This window comes from Pseudomonas sp. ABFPK, from assembly GCF_001586765.1.
Classification (GTDB): domain Bacteria; phylum Pseudomonadota; class Gammaproteobacteria; order Pseudomonadales; family Pseudomonadaceae; genus Aquipseudomonas; species Aquipseudomonas asiatica.
The window spans coordinates 1-22627 of record NZ_LQXW01000006.1; the positions used below are offsets into that span (position 1 = coordinate 1).

Genomic DNA, 22627 nt, shown 5'->3' on the forward strand with positions numbered 1-22627 from the left:
GCTGGCCCTAATAGGCCAGCCGCCTTTTCTTTTTCAAAATGTCAGCGCTGCCACAGATCTGAAGTCATGCGCCTCATGTTTGCTGCGCGACAGCGCAGCCCGGAAGGGCTGGGTGATCTCCCACAGGGAAACGCTGTACCTGTGGGAGCGGGCGTGCCCGCGAACGAGGGCGAAGCCCTCGCAATGGGCCTTAACGCGAAGCCAGCAGCGCCTTGCCGCGGGCGACGGCCGCACGCACCTGCGCCGGTGCGGTACCACCAATGTGGTTACGGGCATTCACCGAGCCTTCCAGGGTCAGCACGGCAAACACGTCCTGCTCGATCTGGTCGCTGAACTGGCGCAGTTCGTCCAGGCTCATTTCGGCCAGGTCCTTGCCGGTGTCCACGCCATACTTCACCGCGTGACCCACGATCTCGTGGCAGTCACGGAACGGCAGGCCACGGCGTACCAGGTAGTCGGCCAGGTCGGTAGCGGTGGAGAAGCCGCGCAGGGCCGCTTCACGCATGATGGCGTGCTTGGGCTTGATGGCCGGGATCATGTCGGCAAAGGCACGCAGCGAGTCGCGCAGGGTGTCGGCGGCGTCGAACAGCGGTTCCTTGTCTTCCTGGTTGTCCTTGTTGTAGGCCAGTGGCTGGCCTTTCATCAGGGTCAGCAGGCCGGTCAGGGCGCCGAACACACGGCCGCTCTTGCCACGTACCAGTTCCGGCACGTCCGGGTTCTTTTTCTGCGGCATGATCGAGCTGCCGGTGCAGAAGCGGTCTGGCAGGTCGATGAACTGGAACTGCGCGCTGGTCCACAGCACCAGCTCTTCGGAGAAGCGCGACAGGTGCATCATCGCCACGCTGGCGGCGGCGCAGAATTCGATGGCGAAGTCGCGGTCCGACACGCCGTCCAGCGAGTTGCCGGCCACGGCTTCGAAGCCCAGCAGCTTGCAGGTGAGCTCGCGGTCGATCGGGTAGGTGGTGCCTGCCAGCGCGGCGCTGCCCAGGGGCATGCGGTTGGCACGCTTGCGGCAGTCGACCAGGCGCTCGTAGTCGCGGCTGAGCATTTCGAACCAGGCCAGCAGGTGGTGGCCGAAGGTGACCGGCTGGGCAGTTTGCAGGTGGGTGAAGCCGGGCATGATGGTTTCGGCTTCACGCTCGGCCTGCTCCAGCAGGCCCTGCTGCAGGCGGGTGATTTCGGCCAGGATCAGGTCGATTTCGTCGCGCAGCCAAAGGCGAATGTCGGTGGCCACCTGGTCGTTGCGGCTACGGCCGGTGTGCAGCTTCTTGCCAGTGATGCCGATACGGTCGGTCAGGCGTGCCTCGATGTTCATGTGCACGTCTTCGAGGTCGACACGCCAGTCGAAGGTGCCAGCCTCGATCTCGCCCTGGATGGTCTTCAGGCCATCGATGATGGTGTCGCGCTCGGCATCGCTGAGCACGCCGACCTGCGCCAGCATGGTGGCATGGGCGATCGAACCCATGATGTCGTGGCGGTACAGGCGCTTGTCGAAATCGACCGAGGCGGTGAAACGGGCGACGAAGGCGTCGACGGGTTCACTGAAGCGGCCGCCCCAGGACTGATTGGTCTTGTCGGTGCTCATGGATTCACTCATTGCAGGCGTGAACGAAAAAGTGGCGCCGATGATAGCAGGGTTTGGGCCGGCCGCCGCAGGGCGCTGGTCGACAGAAATGCGCGGAAAACGATAGAGAAGGATTTGCAGGAATGAACGGCAGTGTTCCACGGACCGTCTACAGTTGGACAGAGGACTGGCAGTGAATCTGCCGGCCGAGTGAATCTTTGGCCTTCGCACCGGTCTAGAGCGTGACCTTAGTGTCGCTCGAACCATACCTGTCTACGCTATACCTGTGCGAGACTCATTCAGGAATCCAGCGCAATTATGAATGTCCTGATCGTTGATGACGAACCCCAAGGCCGTGAGCGCCTTAGCCGGCTGCTCGGCGAACTGGAGGGTTACACCGTGCTGGAGCCTAGCGCCACCAACGGCGAGGAGGCCCTGGCGCTGATCGAAAGCCTCAAGCCCGATGTGGTCCTGCTGGACATCGGCATGCCAGGCCTGGATGGCCTGCAGGTTGCTGCTCGCCTGTGCGAGCGCGAGGCGCCTCCGGCGGTGGTGTTTTGCACCGGGGACGATGAATACGGTGCCGAGGCTTTCAAGGACAGTACCCTCAGCCATGTGACCAAACCTTTCCAGGCCCAGGCCTTGCGCGATGCCCTGCGCAAGGCCGAAAAGCCCAACCGCGCCCAGTTGGCGGCGCTCACCAGGCCGGCCAATGAAGGCGGCGGTCCGCGTAGCCACATCAGTGCCCGCACGCGCAAAGGCATCGAGCTGATCCCTTTGCCCCAGGTGATCTATTTCATTGCCGACCACAAGTACGTGACCTTGCGCCACGAGGCCGGGGAAGTGTTGCTCGACGAGCCGCTCAAGGCCCTGGAAGACGAGTTTGGCGAACGCTTCGTGCGTATCCACCGCAATGCCCTGGTCGCCCGTGAGCGTATCGAACGCTTGCAGCGCACGCCGCTGGGGCATTTTCAGCTATACCTGAAAGGCCTGGACGGTGACGCCCTGACCGTCAGCCGGCGCCATGTGGCCGGTGTGCGCAAGATGATGCAAACCCTCTGAGCCTGTACCGGCCCAATCGCCGGCAGGCCAGCTCCCACAGGTATAGTGTCAGCCTTGAGCCTTGCACGGCTTCTGTGGGAGCTGGCTTGCCGGCGATTGGGCGGTACAGGTAAGCACAGGATCCTGATCCACATCTGCTAGCGATACCGGCGATGCTGTTATCATCGACAGCATTTCTCTGGATCGGGGCGTTCCATGTCCACTCGCGAAATCCGCATTGCCACCCGTAAAAGTGCCTTGGCCCTATGGCAGGCCGAATACGTCAAAGCCCGCCTCGAGCAGGCCCACCCCGGTCTGCTGGTAACCCTGGTGCCCATGGTCAGCCGTGGCGACAAGCTGCTCGACGCGCCGCTGGCAAAGATCGGTGGCAAGGGCCTGTTCGTCAAGGAACTGGAAACCGCCCTGCTGGACAACGAAGCCGACATCGCCGTGCATTCGATGAAGGACGTGCCCATGGACTTCCCCGAAGGCCTGGGCCTGTACTGCATCTGCGAGCGCGAAGACCCGCGCGATGCCTTCGTTTCCAATACCTTTGACAGCCTCGATGCGCTGCCTGCCGGCAGCATCGTCGGTACCTCCAGCCTGCGTCGCCAGGCCCAGTTGCTGGCGCGTCGCCCGGACCTGCAGATCCGCTTCCTGCGCGGCAACGTCAACACCCGCCTGGCCAAGCTGGATGCCGGTGAGTACGACGCTATCATCCTCGCCGCCGCCGGTTTGATCCGCCTGGGCTTCGAAGACCGCATCACCTCCACCATCAGCGTCGATGACAGCCTGCCGGCTGGCGGCCAGGGCGCGGTGGGCATCGAATGCCGCAGCGCCGACCAGCAAATCCACGCGCTGCTGGCGCCGCTGCATCATGCCGATACCGCCGACCGGGTGGTGGCCGAGCGCGCCCTGAACAAACGCCTGAATGGCGGCTGCCAGGTACCGATTGCCTGCTATGCGGTACTGGAAGGTGACCAGTTGTGGCTGCGTGGCCTGGTCGGCCAGCCCAGCGGCGGTACCCTGCTGGTGGCCGATGCCCGCGCTCCACGTACTGCCGCCGAAACCCTGGGCGTGCAGGTGGCCGAGGACCTGCTGGGGCAGGGCGCCGAGGCCATCCTCAAGGAAGTCTACGGCGAGGCCGGCCACCCGTGAGTTCGTGGCGCCTGTTGCTGACCCGGCCTGCCGAGGACTGTGCGGCACTGGCGCAAAGCCTGGCAGCGGCGGGGGTAGCCAGCAGCTGCCTGCCGCTGCTGGCAATCGAGCCCGTCGCTGTGGACAACCAGCAACGCCTGTTGCTGGAAGGCCTGCAGGGCTTCCAGGCGATCATCGTGGTCAGCAAGCCGGCAGCCCGGTTGTTGCTTGAGCAACTGGCCGATGCCGGCCTGCAGCCACCCGTGCAAGGCTGGTTCACTGTGGGCGAGGCAACCGCCGCCGTGCTGCAGGGCGCGGGCCTGGCGGTGAGCTTCCCCCCACGTGGCGATGACAGCGAAGCGTTGCTGGTGCTGCCGGCCCTGCGCCAGGCAGTTGCCGTGCCGGCACCGCGGATCTTGATCGTTCGTGGTGTCGGAGGTCGCGAACTGCTGGCAGAGCGTCTTGCAGAGCAAGGTGCTAGTGTCGATTATCTGGAACTGTATCGTCGCTGCCTGCCGGCTTACCCGGCGGGCACCCTGATGCGCCGCATCGAAGCGGAACGCCTCAATGGCCTGGTGGTCAGCAGTGGGCAGGGTTTTGAACACTTGCAGCAGATGGCCGGCGCCGATTGGCCGCAGCTGGCGCGTCTGCCGCTGTTCGTGCCCAGCCCTCGGGTTGCCGATCAGGCCAGGGCCGCCGGGGCCCAACAGGTTGTGGATTGCCGTGGCGCCAGTGCCACGGCCTTGCTGGCAGCCGTGCAGCGCAGCGCTGCACCTGCCTCTTAAGGCGCTAAGCTGAACGCGATGCGCCCCCATGCAAAGGATGGATACGTGAGCGAGACTGTCTTGTCCAATAACGATCAGCCGTCGGCACAGGCGCCGGCGGAACCCGTCACCACCCCACCTGCCAAGCGCTCCGGCAGTGGCCTGGCAACGCTGGCCCTGCTGTTGGGCGCGGCCGGGGTGGCGGTAGGTGGCTGGGGTGTCTGGCAGGTGCGTCAACTGCAAGGCAGCGAATTCAACCAGGGCCAGCACATCGAGGCGCTGAACCAGCGCGCCGAGGCCCTGCAGCAGCGTGAGCAACAGATCAGCGCGCAACTGGCCAGCCTGCCAGCGGCCAGCGAGCTGGAAGACCGCCGCCGCCTGGTGGCACAGTTGCAGGGCGACCAGCAACGTCTCAGCCAGCGGCTGGAAACCATACTGGGCGAAAGCCGCAAGGAATGGCGCCTGGCCGAGGCCGAGCACCTGCTGCGCCTGGCCACCCTGCGTCTGTCTGCGCTGCAGGACATCACCAGTGCCAAGGCCTTGGTCGAGGGGGCGGACGAGATCCTGCGCGAGCAGAGCGATCCGGGTGCCTTCGCCGCCCGTGAGCAACTGGCGCACAGCCTGGCCACGCTCAACAGCACCCAGCAACCGGACCGTACCGGCCTGTTCCTGAAACTGGCCGCTCAGCGCGAGCTGGTGCAGCAACTCAGCGCCCAGTCGCCGGAGTTCGACACCAATGCCGATGCCTTGGGCGCGCTCACCGCCGATGGTGACGGCGCCAGTCGCCTGTCCCAATGGTGGGCCGAAATCTCCAAGTACTTCCAGATCGACTTCAACGCCGATGACAACGTGCGTCCGCTGCTGGCCGGGCAGCAACTGAACCAGCTGCGCCTTGCCCTGAGCCTGACCATCGAACAGGCCCAGTGGGCAGCGCTCAATGGCGATAGCAAGGTCTACACCCAGGCGCTGGACGACGCCCGCAGCGTGCTGCTGGCCAACTTCAACGCCGACAACCCGCAAAGCAAGGCCATGCTTGACAGCCTCAATGCCTTGGCCGAACAGCCGGTGTCGGTGGTTACCCCTGACCTCAGCGAAAGTCTGGCCGCAGTGCAGGCCTATATCCAGCGCCGCCACCTGCCGGCCGATGCTGAAGGGGGCAAGCCATGAAGCGTGTCTACCTGCTGGCCGTGCTGGCGATCGTGGTCGCCGCGGCGCTAGGTATCGCGGTCGCCAAGCACAGCGGCTACGTGCTGATTTCCTATGGCAGCTTCCGCTACCAGTCGGGGCTGTGGGCGGCCTTGGCCGGCTTGCTGGTTGTGGTGCTGTTGCTGTGGCTGGTGCGCTACCTGGTCGGCCTGGTGCTGACTTCCAGTGGCGTGGTCAACCCGTGGTCGCGGCGTAATCGCAGCCGGCGTGTTCGTCTGGCCATCGAGCAGGGCCAGCTGGACCTCGCCGAGGGCCGTTGGGCCAGTGCCCAGCGCCATCTGCACCGTGCCGCCGAGGCCGAGCGCCAGCCGTTGCTGTATTACCTCGGTGCCGCGCGTGCAGCCAACGAGCAAGGCCGAACCGAAGACAGCGACAACCTGCTGGAACGTGCCCTGGAGCGCCAGCCGCAAGCGGAACTGGCTATCGCCCTGACCCATGCGCAATTGCAGATGGACCGTGGCGAAAGCGACGGCGCGCTGGAAACCCTGCTGGCCATGCAGGAGCGCCACCCGCACAACGGCCAGGTGCTGCGCCTACTGCAGCGCCTGCACCTGGAACGCGGCGACTGGTCTGCCCTGATCCGCCTGCTGCCTGACCTGCGCAAGGGCAAGGTGCTGCCGGCCGCCGAGCTGGCTGCCCTGGAGCAACGTGCCTGGGGCCAGAACCTGAGCCTGGCCACCACCCGTGGCGAGGATGCGCAAAGCGCCCGTCAGGCTCTGGAGCGCGCCTGGCAGCAACTGACCGCGGCCCAGCGCCAGGAGCCACAGCTGGTGCTGGCCTATGCCGAGCAATTGCGCCAGGTGGGTGCCCAGAGCGAAGCGGAACAAGTGCTTCGCACCGCCCTCAAGCGTGAATACGAAAGCCACCTGGCCCGCCTGTACGGCCTGGTGCGCGGCGATGACCCGGCGCGCCAGCTGCAAACAGCCGAAGGTTGGCTCAAGGCCCACCCGCAAGATGCCAGCCTGCTGCTAACCCTGGGCCGTCTGAGCCTGCAGAACCGCTTGTGGGGCAAGGCGCGGGACTACCTGGAAAGCAGCCTGCGCATGGAACGCAACCCCGAGGCCTGTGCCGAGCTGGCGCGCCTGCTCGCCGGCCTTGGCGAGACCGAGCGCAGCAACCAGCTGTTCCAGGAGGGCCTCGGCCTGCTGGATGAGCGCCTGCTGGCCCTGCCTTTGCCCGAAGGCGTACGCGCCTGACCTACCCCAGGGCCCGCGCAAAGGTGCGGGCTTCGGGGGCGGGTAACTTTTCTCTCTGCGTAAGTTAAATCTGCAGTCCATTTCTTCAGACGTTTCCTACCGCACGGTTGGAAATTTCCTTCGCGATTCAGCGACTTGTCATTGCTGTCGCGCCTTGAAACAAAGCGCGTCTTTCCTCTACCGTTTCAAGCCACTTCATTATCCCGGGACCTTCACCACCCATGCTGCCGGCCCGTTTGCGCACCTTTTTCCTACCTGCCTGCCTTGCTGCACTGGCGGTACTGGCCGCGTCCTTCCACCTGGAAAGCGTCCTCGGGCTGGTGCCCTGCCCGTTGTGTTTCAGCCAGCGCCTGCTGCTTGGCCTGTACGCGCTGCTGTGCCTGGCGGCGGTGCTGCAGGCACCGGGTACGGCGGGCATTCGCTGTTACGCGCGGGCGACGCTGGGCTGTTCGCTGGCCGGGGCGCTGCTGGCAGCGCGACATGTCTGGTTGCAAGGGGATGACGGGGCCATTCCAGTCTGCCCGGTGCCGCTCGGGCGGCTGTTCGAGCAATCCTGGGGCGAGGCAGCCCGGCAATTGTTGTTCGGCGGCCCGGATTGCAACTCGCTGACCTGGAGCTTTCTCGACCTGACTCTGCCCGAGTGGAGCCTGTTGGCGTTCCTGCTGCTGGCAATGCTGCCCTTGAGTTGCCTGCTGGCGTATCGTTTCCGCACCCTGGCGAGAACATGACCTGGCGCAAGGTTGCGCCATTGGCACGACCAATGGCCGTGTAACAGGGTATTAAACACTTGTATGAACTTTGTCCGCTGCGTACCTTGAAGGGCAGCACGCGCGGGAATAATCTCCCAGCACGCATACCGAAAACACAACTGCTCGATGCCGCCTGCTGATGTCACCTTTGTGCTGCACGGTCGTGGTGCGAGGTGCAGCGGCATCTACCCAGAAGGGAAGAGATTGCCATGCTCGATAGTTGTCAGAACGCTCAGGAACGCTGGGGTGGGGTTCACAAACTGATCGACCGCTGGCTGGAGGAGCGCCAGGAACTGGTGCAGGCTTTCCGCGCGCTGCGCGATGCCAAGCCGGCCTTCGCCGACAAGGACACGAACGGGGACTTTTGCGCGCTCCTCGTTGACTACGTTTCGGCGTGGCATTTCGAAGTCTGCGAGCAGTTGGTCAGTGAGGCCAAAGCCTTCGGCGACGAGAAGGCGCTGAAGCTGGCCGAAGAGATCAACCCACGGATCAACGACAGTACTCAGGTCGCATTAGCCTTCAATGACCATTGCGCCAAGGGTGAGTGCAAGGACACCGAACGCTTTGCCGAAAAGCTGGGCAAGCTGGGTGGCCTGCTGCACGAGCGCTTCGAACTTGAAGACTGCCTGATCGAAGTGTTGCACAACGCGCACAAGGAAGAAGGCGCATTACCGGCGTGAGTGTTGGCGTCAGTCGCCAACCGCCAGCAGTTCTATCTCGAACACCAGGGGGGTGTAGGGTGCAATCAGGTCGCCCGCACCCTCGGCGCCATACGCTAGCGCCGACGGGATCACCAGGCGCCATTTGGCGCCAGCGTGCATCTTTGGCAAGGCCACCTGCCACCCTTCGATGACTGAGTCCAGGCTGAACCACTGGGGCGTCTGGTTCTGGTCGAACACCGAGCCGTCTGGCAGCCTGCCCACATAGCGCACCTGCACCTTGCCACCGGCTTTGGATTGCGCGCCCGTGCCTGCTTGCAGTTCGCTGTAGAGCACACCCTCCGGTAGTTCATGCACGCCATAACGACCACGCTCGTTGGCCATGAAGCGTGTTTCGGCAGCTTGCAGCTTCTGCATGGCGGCATCGCCTTCCCGTGCTTCCTGCTGCTGGAGCAAAGCCTGCATGCGTGCCTTGTCGAGTTTCAGCGGTTGCCCTTGATAGGACTGGCGCAGGCCTTCTACCAGCGCATCCAACTGCAGGCCCGGCATATCCTGGCGCAGCCGCTCACCCAGGCTGGCGCCGATGCTGTAGGCGAGGTCATGTTCTTCGCTGTCGGCCAGGGCGATGGGTGCCAGCAGGCATAAACCTAAAAGAAGATATCGAGGCATGGTCAGTTCCTGCGCCAATGAGCGGGGAAGTATGCCAGTGTTCCGTTTTGTATTGTGTGCTCGCGGTCCTTGCAGGAGCGGCCTTGTGTCGCGACAGGGCTGCAAAGCAGCCCCGGCAATATCTGCGGTGGTGCTGAAATCCAGGGGCTGCTCCGCAGCCCATCGCGACACAAGGCCGCTCCTGCAGGAGTGCTGTGCAATACAGATAACTGCCAAATATCAGCAATGATTTATTCAGCAACTACACTTGCTCGGAGCTGCAAGATAACAACTTTGCCCAGGCATGCAACGCGGCGTAAACAATACTGTCAACATGCCCTAGCGGCGGTAGCAGCAGAAGCATAGTATGAGCCGCAATCTCGTCAGCCAGGAGGTAAACCATGTCGGCTAAAAAGAAGCCAGTAAGCACGCCGTTACACCTGCTCCAGCAACTTTCGGGCAGCTTGCTCGAACACTTGGAAGATGCCTGCTCGCAAGCGCTGGCTGATGCGGAAAAACTGCTGGCCAAGTTGGAAAAGCAGCGTGGCAAGGCCCAGGAAAAACTGCACAACGGTCGCCTGAAACTGCAAGACGCGGCCAAGGCAGGTAAAGCCAAGGCGCAGACCAAGGCGCAAAAAGTCATTGGAGAACTTGAAGAACTGCTCGACTCCCTCAAAGAACGTCAAACCCAGACTCGTTCTTATATTCAGCAACTCAAGCGCGATGCCCAGGACAGCCTCAAGCTGGCCCAAGGTGTAGGCAAGGTTCGCGAAGCTGCAGCCAAGGCGCTTGACCAGCGTGCTGCCAAGACCTCCAAACCGGCAGCCGCCAAACCCGTCACCAAGGCTGCTGCGGCCAAACCTGCAGCCAAGCCGGCCGCCAAGGCCACTGCTGCTGCCAAACCTGCAGCCAAGCCAGCCGCCAAGGCCACTGCTGCTGCCAAACCTGCGGCCAAGCCAGCCGCCAAGGCCGCTGCTGCAGCCAAACCAGCTGCCAAAGCCACTGCTGCTGCCAAGCCTGCAGCGAAGCCAGCCGCCAAGGCCACTGCTGCTGCCAAGCCTGCAGCGAAGCCAGCCGCCAAGGCCACTGCTGCTGCCAAACCTGCAGCCAAGCCAACTGCCAAGGCAACTGCTGCTGCCAAACCTGCGGCCAAGCCAGCCGCCAAGGCCACTGCTGCAGCCAAACCTGCTGCCAAGCCAGCAGCCAAAGCCACCGCAGCCGCTAAACCTGCAGCCAAGCCAGCGGCGGCCAAAACGCCAGCCAAAGCCGCTGCTGCCAAGCCGGCCGCGAAACCAGCTGCCGCCAAGGCTCCAGCACGTACGGCCGCCAAACCCGCCGCCAAGCCAGCAGCTGCCAAGCCTGTTGCCAGCAAGCCAGCCGAAGCCAAACCGGCTACGCCAGCCGCCAGCACTCCGGCCGCCGCGACCAACTCGGCCACCCCGGCAGCTTCGGTAGCGCCATCGGCACCTGCCAGCACCCCGGCTCAGGCACCGTCTTCGGCGTCCTGAAGCGCTGCCGCCGCGACGCGCAACCGAACCAGCGCGTCGTGGTGGCGGGCCTGGTCCGGCGCCAGCCGGTCCAGCCAGTCTTCCATGGGCTCATGGGCGCCCACCGGCCACTGTTGCGAACGCTCCTGCAAGCGTTCCAGCAAGGTTTTCTCGGCCTGTAACTCCAACCCCTTCACCTGCTCACGCAACGCCGCCAGCTGCGCATTACTTTGCGCTGCTGCTCGCCACTGTTGGCGCAAACTACGTAATGGGTTGACCACTTCGCGCTGCCAGGGCTCGGTAACCTCGCGCAATGCCTGTACGCGTTCGTCCCGCACGGCCACGCCACGCGCCTGCAGCCAGGTTGCGCACAGCAGCAGACAGACATCGCCACCCAGCGCCTGCAGTTCAAGGCAGGCGGCTTCCACGCCGGGCCTGGCGTACAGGGCCAGGGCGTGATTCCACAGGTCGGTGTGCATGGTTCCACTCGCGCTATGGGCCGAGGAAGCTGGTAGACTCCGCGACCATCATGATCAGACTATCCAACCTCACTTTACAGCGTGGTCCGCAGCGCTTGCTAGAAGGCGCCGAGATGACCCTGCACACCGGTCACAAGGCCGGCCTGATCGGCGCCAACGGCGCCGGAAAATCCAGCCTGTTCGCCTTGCTGCGCGGTGAGCTGTCGCCCGATGCCGGCGATTGCCAGCTGCCCGGTGACTGGCGCATCGCCCACATGCGCCAGGAGGTCGATACCCTCGACCGCCTGGCCGTGGACTATGTGCTCGACGGTGACGTGCGCCTGCGCAAGGTCCAGGCCGAACTCGCTGCGGCCGAGCAGGCCCACGACGGTACCGCCCTGGCGCGCCTGCACATTGAGCTGGATAGCGCCGACGGCTATACCGCCGACGCCCGCGCACGCAAGCTGCTGGCCGGCCTTGGTTTCACCAACGAACAGATGGACCGCCGCGTCGGCGACTTCTCCGGTGGCTGGCGGATGCGCCTGAACCTGGCCCAGGCCCTGATGTGCCCCTCCGACCTGCTGCTGCTCGACGAGCCCACCAACCACCTGGACCTGGACGCTATCCTGTGGCTGGAGGACTGGCTCAAGGGCTACCCCGGCACGTTGTTGCTGATCTCCCACGACCGCGACTTCCTCGATGCCGTGGTCGACCATGTGCTGCACGTCGAGCAGCGCAAGCTGAATCTGTACAAGGGCGGCTACACGGCCTTCGAGCGCACCCGGGCCGAGCGCCTGGCGCAACAGCAGCAGGCCTACGAGAAACAGCAGGCCCAGCGTGCGCACATGGAAAAGTACATTGCCCGCTTCAAGGCCCAGGCCACCAAGGCCCGCCAGGCACAGAGCCGGATCAAGGCACTGGAGCGCATGGAGGAGCTATCGGCGGCGCATGTCGATTCGCCGTTCGACTTCGTTTTCCGCGAGTCGCAGAAAATCTCCAGCCCGCTGCTGAGCCTGTCCGAAGGCCGCCTGGGCTACGGTGACAAAGCGATCCTCGACAAGGTCAAGCTGCAGCTCACCCCCGGTGCGCGCATTGGCCTGCTCGGCCCCAACGGCGCTGGCAAGTCGACCCTGATCAAGAATCTCGCTGGCGAGCTCGAGCCATTGTCGGGCCGCCTGGTGCGAGGTGAGAACCTGGCCGTGGGCTACTTCGCCCAGCACCAGTTGGACTCTCTGGACGACAAGGCCAGCCCGCTGCTGCACCTGCAGCGCATTGCCCCCACCGAACGTGAGCAGACCTTGCGCGACTTCCTGGGCGGCTTCGACTTCCATGGCGACCGCGTCGACGAGCCGGTGGTGAACTTTTCCGGTGGTGAAAAGGCTCGCCTGGCACTGGCCCTGATCGCATGGGAAAGACCGAACCTGTTGCTGCTCGACGAACCGACCAACCACCTCGACCTGGAAATGCGCCTGGCGCTGACCATGGCCCTGCAGGAGTTTGCCGGTGCCGTGGTGGTGGTGTCGCACGACCGTCACCTGCTCAAGAGCACCACCGACGACTTCCTGCTGGTGGCCGACGGCAAGGTCGACATCTTCGATGGTGACCTGGACGACTACAGCCGCTGGCTGGTCGAGTACCGCCAGCGCAGCGCGCCAGCCAGTACCACCCCGGTCAACCCGGACAAGACCGACAAGAAGGCCCAACGCCAGGCTGCCGCAGCCTTGCGTCAGCAACTGGCCCCGCACAAGAAGGCTGCCGACAAGCTGGAAGCCGAGCTCAACCAGGTGCACGCGCAACTAGCCGAGATCGAGACCGCGCTGGGTGATGGTGGCCTCTACGACGCTTCGCGCAAGGACGAGTTGCGTGACCTGCTGGCGCGCCAGACCAAGCTGAAGCAGCGCGAAGGCGAACTGGAAGAGGCCTGGATGGAAGCGCTGGAAACCCTCGAAAGCATGCAGGCCGAGCTCGAGGCGCTGTCCTGATGGAGGAACTGCGTTCGCTGCTGCCAGGGCAATGGATGGACACCTTCTGGCTGGGCTTGCAGATACTGTTGATCCTGGTAGTGGCCTTCGTCCTGCAGCGCATCGTTGCACGCGGGCTGAGCCGCCTGAGCCAGCGTTACCCGTTGCCGCCGGAGCTGTTGGTGCCGGTGCGTGGCGGCCTGCGCTGGCTGATCATGGGCAGCGCGTTGCTGTTCGTGCTGGAGCGCCTGGGTGTGTCGGCGACTGTGCTGTGGACAGCACTGTCCGGCTTCGTCGCGGTGGCAGCAGTGGCTTTCTTCGCCATGTGGAGCGTGCTGTCCAACCTGCTGTGCGCGGTGCTGATCTTCACCGTCGGGCCGTTTCGTATTGGTGATGTGGTCGAACTGGTCGACACCCTCGACAAGCCGGGCGTCAAGGGCCGGGTGATTGCCATCAACCTGCTGTTCACCACGCTGATGGAAATGCCCGAGGCGGGCGGGGCGCTGGTGCAGGTGCCCAATAGCCAGTTCTTCCAGAAGTCAGTACGGCGCTGGCGCGGGGCTGAGGTGCAGACGATGCACAAAGAGGCGCCCGCCGAAGCGGACTGATTAATCCTGTACCGTCCTCTTCGCAGCACAAGGCTGCTCCTACAGCGACCGCGTAACTCTGTAGGAGCAGCCTTGTGCTGCGAAGAGGACAGTACAGGTAGAACAAATCCTGCAAAATTTACTGGTTATTTTTTCACCAACACCTTAGCTTAACGTTTTGCAACAAATGTCCGAGCGAGGTGTGTGATGTCGATGGAAGTGTGGTTGGGCTTCTTTGCCGCCTGTTGGGTGATCAGCCTTTCACCCGGCGCCGGGGCGATTGCCTCGATGTCCAGTGGCTTGCAATACGGTTTTTGGCGTGGTTACTGGAACGCCCTGGGCCTGCAACTGGGCCTGATCCTGCAGATCGCCATCATCGCCGCCGGCGTCGGCGCTGTTCTGGCTGCCTCGGCCACAGCGTTCCAGATCATCAAGTGGTTCGGTGTCGCCTACCTCGTCTACCTGGCCTACAAACAGTGGCGTGCGCTGCCCTTGGACATGAGCGATGAATCCGCCGTGCGTCCGATCGGAAAACCGCTTAGCCTGGTGTTCCGTGGTTTCCTGGTCAACGTCAGCAACCCCAAGGCGCTGGTGTTCATGCTGGCGGTGCTGCCGCAGTTCATCAATCCGCATGAACCGTTGTTGCCCCAGTATGTGGCGATCACCGTGACCATGGTCGCCGTGGATATGCTGGTGATGGCGGGGTATACCGGGTTGGCTGCGCGGGTGTTGCGCCTGCTGCGTACGCCCAAACAGCAGAAGCGTTTGAACCGGACTTTCGCCGGGTTGTTCATTGGCGCGGCCACCTTCCTGGCGACTCTGCGTCGCGCGCCAGTCTGACAGACCGTATGTAGGCCATTCGCGGGCTTGCCCGCGAATGGGCCACCTCTATTTCTGCTTGTCCACCAACCCCTTGAGCAAATCCACCGGCAGCGGAAAGACGATGGTCGAGCTCTTGTCCCCGGCAATCGTCCCCAGCGTCTGCATGTAGCGCAACTGCATCGCCCCTGGCTCCTTGCTCAGCATCTGCGCCGCCTGCATCAACTTCTCCGACGCCTGCAACTCACCCTCGGCATGGATCACCTTGGCCCGCCGTTCACGCTCGGCCTCGGCCTGGCGGGCAATGGCGCGCACCATCGATTCGTTGAGGTCTACGTGCTTGATCTCGACGTTGGCCACCTTGATACCCCAGGCATCGGTCTGTGCATCAAGCACCTGGCGAATGTCCGAGTTCAGTTGCTCGCGTTCGGCCAACAGTTCATCCAGTTCGTGCTTGCCGAGCACCGCGCGCAGCGTGGTCTGGGCCAGCTGGCTGGTCGCCACGAGGAAATCCTCGACCTGGATGATCGCCTTCTGCGGGTCGAGCACTCGGAAGTAGAGCACGGCGTTGACCTTGACCGAGACGTTGTCGCGGGTGATCACATCCTGAGGTGGTACATCCAGCACCACGGTGCGCAGGTCAACCCGCACCATTTGCTGGATTACCGGGATCAGCAGGATCAGCCCCGGCCCCTTCACCTGCCAGAAGCGCCCCAGTTGGAACACCACGCCGCGCTCGTATTCACGCAGGATGCGGAACGCCGACAGCAACAGCATCGCCAGCACGATCAGCACCGCGCCGAAGCCCAATTGCATGAACATGGTCATTCTCCTTGCGCCGCGGGCGCGGCGGCGCTCACTTCCAGCATGACGCCATGGCGCGCGGTCACCCGCACGTTCTGGCCCGCTTGCAGTGGCGTTGCACACTGCGCCTGCCATTGCTCGCCCTGGGCCAGCACAAAGCCACAGAACGGGTTGCCCGCCATCACCTGTGTGACAGTGACCAGGCTGCCGACCAGGCCGGCGTCACCGCTGACCAGCGCCCGTCGGCGGGCCTTGAGGGCCATGCCCAGCACGCCGCCGATCAGCAGCGCCGAGAGCACCGCCAGGATCCCGATCAGGGTCAACGGGATACCGAAACCAGGGGCGTCAGTGTCGATCAGGATCAGCGCGCCGACCACGAAGGCGACAATGCCGCCAAAGCCGACCACGCCGAAACTGGGCAGAAAGGCTTCGGCAATCATGAAGGCGATGCCGAGCAATATCAGCGCCACCCCGGCGAAGCTCACCGGCAACAGCTGCAGGGCATATAGCGCCAGCAGCAGGCATATACCGCCGACCACGCCACCGACCGTCGAGCCGGGGTTCATGAATTCGAACAGCAGGCCGTACACACCGATCATGATCAGAATCAGCGCCACGCTGGGGTTGGTGATGACTGCGAGCACCCGTGTGCGCCAGTCCGGCAGGTGCTCGATGAGGCTGGCGCCGGCAGTCTGCAGTTGCTGGGGCTGGCCAGCGACAGTGAGCGTTTTGCCATCGAGCTTGTGCAGCAGGTCACTCAGGTCATCGGCCATCAGGTCGATAACGTCAAGCCTCAAGGCCTCGCTGGCGGACAGGCTGACCGCCTCGCGCACGGCCTTCTCCGCCCAGTCGGCATTGCGCCCGCGCAGCTGCGCCAGGCCACGGATGTAGGCTGCCGCATCGTTGACCTGCTTGCGCGCGAGGGTATCGTCATCGCTGCCTTTGGCCTTGTCATCCTTGGGCGTGCCTGGCGGAGCACCGACCTGCACGGGGGTTGCGGCCCCCAGGTTGGTACCGGGCGCCATAGCCGCGACATGGCTGGCATAGAGGATGTAAGTGCCGGCGCTGGCGGCGCGGGCTCCGCTGGGGGCGACGAAGGTTGCGACCGGCACTGGGCTGGCGAGAATCGCCTTGATCATCTGGCGCATGGCGCTGTCCAGCCCGCCCGGGGTGTCCATGCGGATAACCACCAGTTGTGCACCCTGTGCCTTGGCCTGGTCGAGGCTGCGCACCAGGTAGTCGACGCTGGCAGGGCCGATGGCGTCATCGACACCCAGTACCCAGACTGCACCAGGCGCTGCCTGACCGCCTGGCGTGATACCAAGCAGCAACAGCAGCAATAGCCAGCGCCAGCAGCGGGCGATCACCTGTCGTCACCTCGTTTGCCTCTATTGCACAAGTTTAGCCCTGCCTGCTGGTACCCGGCCTAAAATTGGAAATTGGGGGGCGAAACCGGAGGTGCATCATGCGTATGGCAAAGACCCTGCAGGATCGCCTGGACAAGGCCAACTGCGATTACGACATCATTCCCCATCCACATTCGGCCACCAGCCTGGAGTCGGCCCGTACGGCCGGCGTGCCCGCCGAGCGGGTCGCCAAGTCGGTGATGCTCGATGACCGTCATGGCAACTACATCATGGCCGTGCTACCGGCCAACCGGCATCTGGACATGACCAAGGTGCGCATGTCCGGGGCCTGGCAACTGACCCGTGAAAGCGGCCTGCCGAGCCTGTTCGGCGACTGCGAGCGCGGTGCCGTACCGGCGCTGGGCGATGCCTACCAGATAAAGATGCTGCTTGATTCGAGTCTTACCCGCCAAGGCGATGTCTATCTGGAGGCGGGTGATCACGATCACCTGATCCACATGAGCATGGAGCAATATCTGAAGCTGGTGCCGCGCGCCGAAGTGCGTGAGCTCAGCTGATGCTCTCAACCCATGCCGGGCCGGCATCGTCGACGACCGGTCTGGCGACGAGGAGGAACCATGGATAATACGATTCATCCTTTGTCTGAGATTTTCAAACAGCTGGGGCTGTCTGACGATCCGGTCGATATCGACCGTTTCATCACCACCCATTCGCCGCTCGATGACGATATAAAGCTGGTTGATGCGCCTTTCTGGAGCGATTCCCAGCGCGATTTCCTGAAAGAGAAGTACATCGCTGATGACGACTGGATTCCGATGATCGACCAACTGAACGAGGCGCTGCACCTGCGCAAAAAATAAAGCGCCGAGTGGTGCCTGACGAGTGATTGGCCGTTGCTATGCTCAGGAAAACAACAAGGGGATAGCGCGATGAAAGATCCCTACGCACCGGGCTTCTGGTGCTCCGTGACGATCCTGGGCACATTGACGGCCAGTTATTTCTACGGCATACGGCAAACGCAACAGATGAACCAGGCAGTGCACTTCCTGTATGCCGCTGCCGCCGTCACCGTGGCGGTTGCACTGGTGGCGCTGACCTGGATCGCCTGGCAGCAATTGCACCTGAACAAGCGCGAGGTGGTGCAGGGGCGAACGTTGCTGACCATCTGGAACACCAAAGTTGCGCTGCGCCGCGTCGAGACGGTGTTCGACCGCTACTTCTGGGGCAGCTACTGGCATTCGGGGCGCACCTTCGAAGAGGTCATGGGCGAGCTCAAGGGCACGCCGCTGGAGCAGAGCCTGGATGCCCTGAAACGCCAGTGCCGGTTGCTTGACCGCGAAGTCCATGACCACCATCACCACTGGCTGGCCAATGCCCGCGACCTGTCCAGCGTGGCCCAGGCCATGGCCCGTGAACGCTACCAGCTGGATCTGGGCGAACCAACCCGCAGCGGCAACGGCAACACTGCCGTGCTCAATCGGGATCTGGAAGTGCTGGTGTACACCTGGTCGGCGCGCCTGCGCAGCTTCGACCATCAGCTGGACGAACTGGAGCGCGCCTACCATTGAGGCGCTTCATTCACCGCGTATGTATTGCTCCAGTTTCAGGATCAGGTTTGCCTGTTCGGCGATGGTTTCCTTGACCAGGTCACCGATCGACAGCAGGCCGAGCAGCTCGCCATTGCTGACCACCGGCAGGTGGCGCAGGTGGCGGTTGGTCATCAGGTTCATGCAGTACTCGAGGTTCTGCTTCGGTTCCACGGTGACCACCGGCGCACTCATGATCTCGCGCACAGGGGTGGCGGCGGACGAGCGGCCCTTGAGTACCAGCTTGCGCGCATAGTCCCGTTCACTGACGATACCCACCACCTGGTTGGCCTCGACCACCGGGAGTGCACCGACGTTTTTTTCCGCCAGCATTTTCAGTGCGTCGAGTACCGAGTCATCCGGGCCGATGGTGTACACGGTCTGATGCTGGGACTTGGTCTTGAGGATTTGTTCGACGGTCTTCATACGGGCCTCTGCTGGGAAAAAGCGATGTCTCGGAGTAAATAAAGCATCCGGCACGGCGCTCTGCACGGCAATGCAGGAAACGGCATCGAGTCGATTGAAAAACGTCATGAGCGGTCGCCTGTACCGGCCTATTCGCGGCTAAAGCTACTCCTACATGTACCTGTGGGAGCGGCTTTAGCCGCGAAGAGTTCGGTACAGCCAATCAGAGCTTCGGCATCTGCCCGATCCGCGCCACCATCTCGCTCACCACCTGCAAGTCCAGCATGAACTGCTCAACGGTCTTGAACTCGTTGTCGTTGTGCCCGGTGTACTTCACATCCGGCATGGCCAGGCCGAACTGCACGCCGTTAGGCAGGTCGTGTACCGAGGTGGCGCCCGCCGAGGTACCGAACTCGTGCTTCATGCCTAGGTTCTCGGTGGCCACGTCAAGCAAGGCCTTGACCCATTCGCCCTCGGGGTTGCGGTACATCGGCTCGTCCAGGCTGTATTCGAAGGCCACCGAGGTATGGCTCTGCCGGGTCCATTTGCCCAGCTTGTCAGCCAGTTCGTCCTTGATCGTGGCGATTGGCTTGCCTTTCGGAATGCGCAGGTTCACCGCCAGTTTCAGGCCTTTTTCATCCACCCCGACAAAGGTCAGCGAGGCGGTCAGAGGGCCCATGAACGAATCCTTGAAGGCCACGCCGAGCTTGTTGCCCAGGTAGTCCAGGCCCCAGTTGTCGGCGGCGTAGCGGGCGGCATCGGTGAAGTGGTTGTGCTTGAGCGGCACATCCTTGCCCAGGCCGTTGATGAAACCAAGCATGCGCGCCACCGGGTTGACCCCGGACTCCGGCTCCGAAGAGTGGGCGGAAACGCCGGTCACGGTGAGCAACACCTGCTTGCCATCGGCCTTGGCGGCGATGCTGAAGTCGCCGCCATTGCGCTTCACGTAATCGGCGCCGGCTTTTTCCAGCTGGCTGGCCAGCTTCGCCGGGTTGTCGGTGACCAGGGTCGCGACCGAGGTTGTCGGGATCTGGTTGGTGGCCAGGCCGCCGGTCAGGTTGACGATCTCGGCACCCTTGCCACTGGCCTGGCGCTTGCTGAAGCTGGCCATGATCGTGCCGTAGCCTTTCTCGGCGATGACCACCGGGTAGCCGCCATCGAGGGCCAGGTTGTAGTCGGGCGTGGGGTTGCGCTCGAAGTAGTAGGGGATGGCATCACCGCTGGTTTCTTCAGTGGTGTCTATCAGCAGCTTGAACTGGCGGGCCAGCGGCAGGTTTTCGTCCTTGGCCACTTTCAGCGCGTACATCGCCACGACAATGCCGTTCTTGTCGTCTTCGGTGCCGCGGCCGTACATGCGGTCACCGACCAGGGTGACCTTGAACGGGTCCAGGCGCGTGCCATCGGCCAGCTTCCAGTTGTCCGGGTTGACCGGCACCACGTCGGCGTGGGCATGGATGCCGACCACTTCCTTGCCGCTACCCAGCGAAATCTCGTACACCCGGTTGTCGATATTGCGGAAAGCCAGGCCGAAGCTGTCGGCCAGGGCCTTGATCTTGTCGGCGATCCTGAGGAACTCGGGGTTCTCGTGCTGCGGCGTGCCTTCGACGTTGAAGGTGGGGATGGCCACCAGTTCACGCAGGGTTTCGCTGGCAGCCTTGCCGTACTTGATGCGGGTATACAGGCCGAGCAGGCGGTTGATCTCGTTCTGCTGCTCGGCGGCCAATGGCTTGCCGGCCAGGTAGGCATCCAGGGTTGCCGCGAGGTTGTCGGCCTTGGCCAGGTCGCTGCCTTTGAGCTTGCCGAGGAACTGCTTGAAGTCGCTTGGGTCGCTGCCGTCGAAGGCTTTGACGATGGCCGCGGACTGCTGCTGGGTAAGGTTGGCCTGTGCCGGTTGGGTGAACAGGCCGATGCTGGCCAGCAGCAGGGTGATGGCGGTAAGTTTTTTCAGATGCATGGTTGTGCGCATTCCTTCGCCAATCATTGTTGTGGGTTACCCGTCGGGAAACGGGAAGACGCCCACGCTAACACCAATGACCCGTGGCACGGGAGTGCCAGAAACGCGACATGTCGCACAAACGAAAAAGCCCCGGGCGCGTTGCCGGGGCCTTTCCAGTGCTTCCAACGGTGATTACAGCCCGTTGGGCAGGAACCTCGTGGCACCGCTGACATCGTCGATCTTCTTGATGCGGAAGGCCTTGATGCAGGTTTCGTTGCGGGTATTGCTGTCCGGGCAGTATTGCTGGACGAAGTCGTTGAAGGCCATGTCCTGGCCATTCACGCTGAGGACGCGCTTGAAGTACTCGCCCTGGATGCCCTGCGCCTGACGCGATGCGGTCATTTCCTGGTCGACGACCAGGCGACCGTGCAGGTCGACGGTGGGGAACTTGGCTTCTTCCTGCAGGCAGCCGCTCAGCAGCAGGCCGGCCGTGGCCAGCATGATCAGACGTAGCATGATGTTGTCTCTGCAACGGGCGGTCACGGCCTGCGGGCCGGGACCGCACCTGGATGGTTACTCGCCGAACAGGCTGCCGGCGCGTTTCACTTCCGCCTTGCCGGCGTCCTCGAGCAGCGACTTGGCGCCCGAGGTGACGTTGCGTGCGGAGTCTGCATTGGACTGGATCACGTCGGTGCGTGCAGCGCTGTCGCGCAGTTCGGCATCGATGTAGTCGTTGGCGCGGGCGACCTTTGCCTTTTTCGCTTGCAGGGCCAGGCGACGCTCTTCCAGCTCCAGCGCGCGCAGGTCGTCCTCGTAGGCTTCTTCGCGGGTCTGCACGCGCTTGCGCTCGGCTGCTTGCGCCTGCTGTTTCTCGGCGGCACGCTGCGCGGAGGCACGTTGGGCCGCTGCGCGCTGCTGGCGGGCAGCAGCTTCGCGAGCTTCGGCGCGCTGCTCGGCGGCGGCGGCCTGGCGCAGGCGTTCGGTTTCCAGAGCGGCTTCGGATTGCTTGGTCTGCTGTTCGATCTGGTAGAGCTGATCGAACTGGCCCGCCATGGCAGTAGCGGCAGACAGTGCGAGGGCGGTGCCCAGAACAATGTGCTTCATGTGCTTCATGTGCTCAGGCCTCAGCTCTTTTTCGGATCTGGGCAGGTCGCATTTGGCTGGATGCGGGTTTCGTTGGAGATGGTCATGACCATCAGGGAGATGCCCCCCACTTCGAAATCGCACGGGCGGCCAACCTGGGCGGAGGTGTAGATCTTGCCATTTTCCGAGTAGCCGATCAGTACGCCAGGCACCAGCGAGGTATCGCTGACCAGGGACCCTGCCAGTGCGCCGGCGCCACCGCCTGCCACGCCGCCGATGATCGCGGTGTCCTTGTTGTGGCCTGCACCCAGCGCCGCGCCACCCAGCGCACCCAGTACACCACCCACCATCATTGCGGCTTTCTGGTTCTTCTCGTTGCTGACCTTGATCTTGGTCGGCGAGACCGTGATGATTTTCACGGTCTTGGCTTCCTGCTGGGTGTTTACCTGGCTGGCATCGAACACATCGGATTGGTATTGCTCACCGGTCGCCTGGCAACCCACGAGGGTGGCGGCGATGGTCAAGGCCAGACAGTGTTTCAGCATTTTCATTCCTGATTCCCTGGAGGGTATGGTTAACCTTGCGACGATCCATCTGAAGGATGAGGCATAATGCCACTATTCTAGGCAGATGGATCCAACCAGGTAAAGCCATCAGGACTAAAGCCGGCTTCAGTAAGCGCCAAACGAAATAACGCGAGCAGGCCGACACTGTTTTGCAGAAACGACAAAGCCCGCGCAAGGCGGGCTTTGTGAGGGATATGGCGCACTCGGCGGGATTCGAACCCACGACCCCTGCCTTCGGAGGGCAGTACTCTATCCAGCTGAGCTACGAGTGCAACGCGCACGCATGATACCCATCTGATCCGATGGCGTCCATCGCCTTGATCTGTAGCTGTTTTTACTTTCTGCCACGAAGAAGGCGAAGTGCGGCGCGGGAGCCTGGAGGGGAGGTGCTGGTGGCGCTGAGGGTGCACAGTCGACAACCAGGTAGCATGGGTTACCGGGCCCTGCTAATCGACCTGGCCCAGGCGTTCTGATTCATCCCTTCCTGCAAGGCCGTCGGTCCTCCCATCTCATTTCCAACAGCTCGGTCGTCTAACCTGTATTGGCCTCTTCTTCGTGGGCAGGCCCGCGAAGAGGCCCGTTGCCATTATGCAAATGATGAAAT

At 63.2% G+C, this 22627-nt stretch carries 24 protein-coding genes and 1 tRNA gene; 14 read left to right on the plus strand and 11 right to left on the minus strand.

What is annotated here, in order from left to right; all coding sequences use genetic code 11:
• Positions 1–190 precede the first annotated feature (190 nt).
• The gene (gene argH, locus WM94_RS05610; RefSeq protein WP_025337274.1) at positions 191–1585 is read right to left on the minus strand and encodes an argininosuccinate lyase; all 1395 of its coding nucleotides are present in this window, start codon (positions 1583–1585) and stop codon (positions 191–193) included.
• A 297-nt stretch (positions 1586–1882) separates the two neighbouring features.
• Between argH and WM94_RS05615 the strand changes: the two genes are divergently transcribed.
• From WM94_RS05615 to WM94_RS05645, 7 genes are all read left to right on the plus strand, one after another.
• Entirely contained in the window at positions 1883–2626 is a 744-nt protein-coding gene (locus tag WM94_RS05615) for a LytTR family DNA-binding domain-containing protein (RefSeq protein ID WP_015268539.1), read from the plus strand.
• Between the two features lie 195 nt (positions 2627–2821).
• On the plus strand, positions 2822–3763 hold the full coding sequence (hemC, locus tag WM94_RS05620) for a hydroxymethylbilane synthase (protein ID WP_025337275.1): 942 nt from the start codon (positions 2822–2824) through the stop codon (positions 3761–3763).
• A complete protein-coding gene (locus WM94_RS05625) occupies positions 3760–4527 on the plus strand; it encodes a uroporphyrinogen-III synthase (RefSeq protein ID WP_061550659.1) in 768 nt (255 codons plus the stop codon). The genes hemC and WM94_RS05625 overlap by 4 nt, the downstream gene beginning before the upstream one ends.
• 45 nt (positions 4528–4572) lie before the next feature.
• The gene (locus WM94_RS05630; RefSeq protein WP_061550660.1) at positions 4573–5673 is read left to right on the plus strand and encodes a uroporphyrinogen-III C-methyltransferase; all 1101 of its coding nucleotides are present in this window, start codon (positions 4573–4575) and stop codon (positions 5671–5673) included.
• Entirely contained in the window at positions 5670–6908 is a 1239-nt protein-coding gene (locus WM94_RS05635; RefSeq protein ID WP_015268543.1) for a heme biosynthesis protein HemY, read from the plus strand. The genes WM94_RS05630 and WM94_RS05635 overlap by 4 nt, the downstream gene beginning before the upstream one ends.
• A gap of 221 nt (positions 6909–7129) precedes the next feature.
• A complete protein-coding gene (locus WM94_RS05640) occupies positions 7130–7636 on the plus strand; it encodes a disulfide bond formation protein B (protein WP_039614273.1) in 507 nt (168 codons plus the stop codon).
• A gap of 230 nt (positions 7637–7866) precedes the next feature.
• A complete protein-coding gene (locus WM94_RS05645) occupies positions 7867–8337 on the plus strand; it encodes an Rsd/AlgQ family anti-sigma factor (protein ID WP_023662697.1) in 471 nt (156 codons plus the stop codon).
• A gap of 9 nt (positions 8338–8346) precedes the next feature.
• Here the strand turns inward: WM94_RS05645 and WM94_RS05650 are convergent, their stop codons facing one another.
• Positions 8347–8985 carry an FKBP-type peptidyl-prolyl cis-trans isomerase gene (locus WM94_RS05650; protein WP_061550661.1) on the minus strand — a complete coding sequence of 213 codons (639 nt, stop codon included), beginning with the start codon at positions 8983–8985 and terminating at the stop codon, positions 8347–8349.
• 380 nt (positions 8986–9365) lie between these two features.
• On the opposite strand from WM94_RS05650, the gene WM94_RS05655 reads away from it, so the two are divergent.
• Positions 9366–10472: an AlgP family protein gene (locus tag WM94_RS05655; protein WP_061550662.1), complete on the plus strand. Its 1107-nt coding sequence runs from the start codon at positions 9366–9368 to the stop codon at positions 10470–10472.
• Here WM94_RS05655 and WM94_RS05660 read toward each other — a convergent pair.
• The gene (locus tag WM94_RS05660; protein ID WP_061550663.1) at positions 10448–10930 is read right to left on the minus strand and encodes a TIGR02444 family protein; all 483 of its coding nucleotides are present in this window, start codon (positions 10928–10930) and stop codon (positions 10448–10450) included. The genes WM94_RS05655 and WM94_RS05660 overlap by 25 nt on opposite strands.
• Positions 10931–10980: 50 nt before the next feature.
• Here WM94_RS05660 and WM94_RS05665 point away from each other — a divergent pair, with 50 nt between their 5' ends.
• From WM94_RS05665 to WM94_RS05675, 3 genes are all read left to right on the plus strand, one after another.
• Entirely contained in the window at positions 10981–12891 is a 1911-nt protein-coding gene (locus WM94_RS05665) for an ATP-binding cassette domain-containing protein (protein WP_015268549.1), read from the plus strand.
• Entirely contained in the window at positions 12891–13478 is a 588-nt protein-coding gene (locus WM94_RS05670) for a mechanosensitive ion channel family protein (RefSeq protein WP_061303786.1), read from the plus strand. The genes WM94_RS05665 and WM94_RS05670 overlap by 1 nt, the downstream gene beginning before the upstream one ends.
• Positions 13479–13664: 186 nt before the next feature.
• Entirely contained in the window at positions 13665–14297 is a 633-nt protein-coding gene (locus WM94_RS05675) for a LysE family transporter (RefSeq protein ID WP_015268551.1), read from the plus strand.
• A 48-nt stretch (positions 14298–14345) separates the two neighbouring features.
• Here WM94_RS05675 and WM94_RS05680 read toward each other — a convergent pair whose 3' ends face one another.
• Together WM94_RS05680 and WM94_RS05685 are read right to left on the minus strand one after the other, a co-directional pair.
• The gene (locus tag WM94_RS05680; protein WP_015268552.1) at positions 14346–15098 is read right to left on the minus strand and encodes a slipin family protein; all 753 of its coding nucleotides are present in this window, start codon (positions 15096–15098) and stop codon (positions 14346–14348) included.
• 2 nt (positions 15099–15100) lie between these two features.
• The gene (locus WM94_RS05685) at positions 15101–16447 is read right to left on the minus strand and encodes a nodulation protein NfeD (RefSeq protein ID WP_061550664.1); all 1347 of its coding nucleotides are present in this window, start codon (positions 16445–16447) and stop codon (positions 15101–15103) included.
• Between the two features lie 98 nt (positions 16448–16545).
• Between WM94_RS05685 and WM94_RS05690 the strand changes: the two genes are divergently transcribed.
• From WM94_RS05690 to WM94_RS05700, 3 genes are all read left to right on the plus strand, one after another.
• Entirely contained in the window at positions 16546–17004 is a 459-nt protein-coding gene (locus tag WM94_RS05690) for an aminoacyl-tRNA deacylase (protein WP_003260230.1), read from the plus strand.
• 60 nt (positions 17005–17064) lie between these two features.
• A complete protein-coding gene (locus tag WM94_RS05695) occupies positions 17065–17307 on the plus strand; it encodes a DUF2789 domain-containing protein (RefSeq protein ID WP_003260231.1) in 243 nt (80 codons plus the stop codon).
• A gap of 69 nt (positions 17308–17376) precedes the next feature.
• Positions 17377–18015, plus strand: coding sequence for a hypothetical protein (locus tag WM94_RS05700; RefSeq protein ID WP_023661301.1), 639 nt, complete (start codon positions 17377–17379; stop codon positions 18013–18015).
• A 6-nt stretch (positions 18016–18021) separates the two neighbouring features.
• Here the strand turns inward: WM94_RS05700 and WM94_RS05705 are convergent, their stop codons facing one another.
• From WM94_RS05705 to WM94_RS05730, 6 genes are all read right to left on the minus strand, one after another.
• Positions 18022–18459 (minus strand): CBS domain-containing protein, encoded by a 438-nt coding sequence (locus WM94_RS05705; RefSeq protein ID WP_003260233.1) that lies wholly within the window; start codon positions 18457–18459, stop codon positions 18022–18024.
• A gap of 202 nt (positions 18460–18661) precedes the next feature.
• On the minus strand, positions 18662–20392 hold the full coding sequence (locus tag WM94_RS05710) for a dipeptidase (protein ID WP_061550665.1): 1731 nt from the start codon (positions 20390–20392) through the stop codon (positions 18662–18664).
• 174 nt (positions 20393–20566) lie between these two features.
• The gene (locus WM94_RS05715) at positions 20567–20890 is read right to left on the minus strand and encodes a hypothetical protein (protein WP_015268559.1); all 324 of its coding nucleotides are present in this window, start codon (positions 20888–20890) and stop codon (positions 20567–20569) included.
• Positions 20891–20947: 57 nt separating this feature from the next.
• Complete coding sequence (locus tag WM94_RS05720; RefSeq protein ID WP_015268560.1) at positions 20948–21478, minus strand: DUF5384 family protein; 531 nt, start codon at positions 21476–21478, stop codon at positions 20948–20950.
• Between the two features lie 20 nt (positions 21479–21498).
• Entirely contained in the window at positions 21499–22002 is a 504-nt protein-coding gene (locus tag WM94_RS05725; protein ID WP_015268561.1) for a hypothetical protein, read from the minus strand.
• Between the two features lie 216 nt (positions 22003–22218).
• Positions 22219–22295: transfer RNA gene (locus WM94_RS05730), tRNA-Arg, on the minus strand.
• Between the last annotated feature and the right edge of the window lie 332 nt (positions 22296–22627).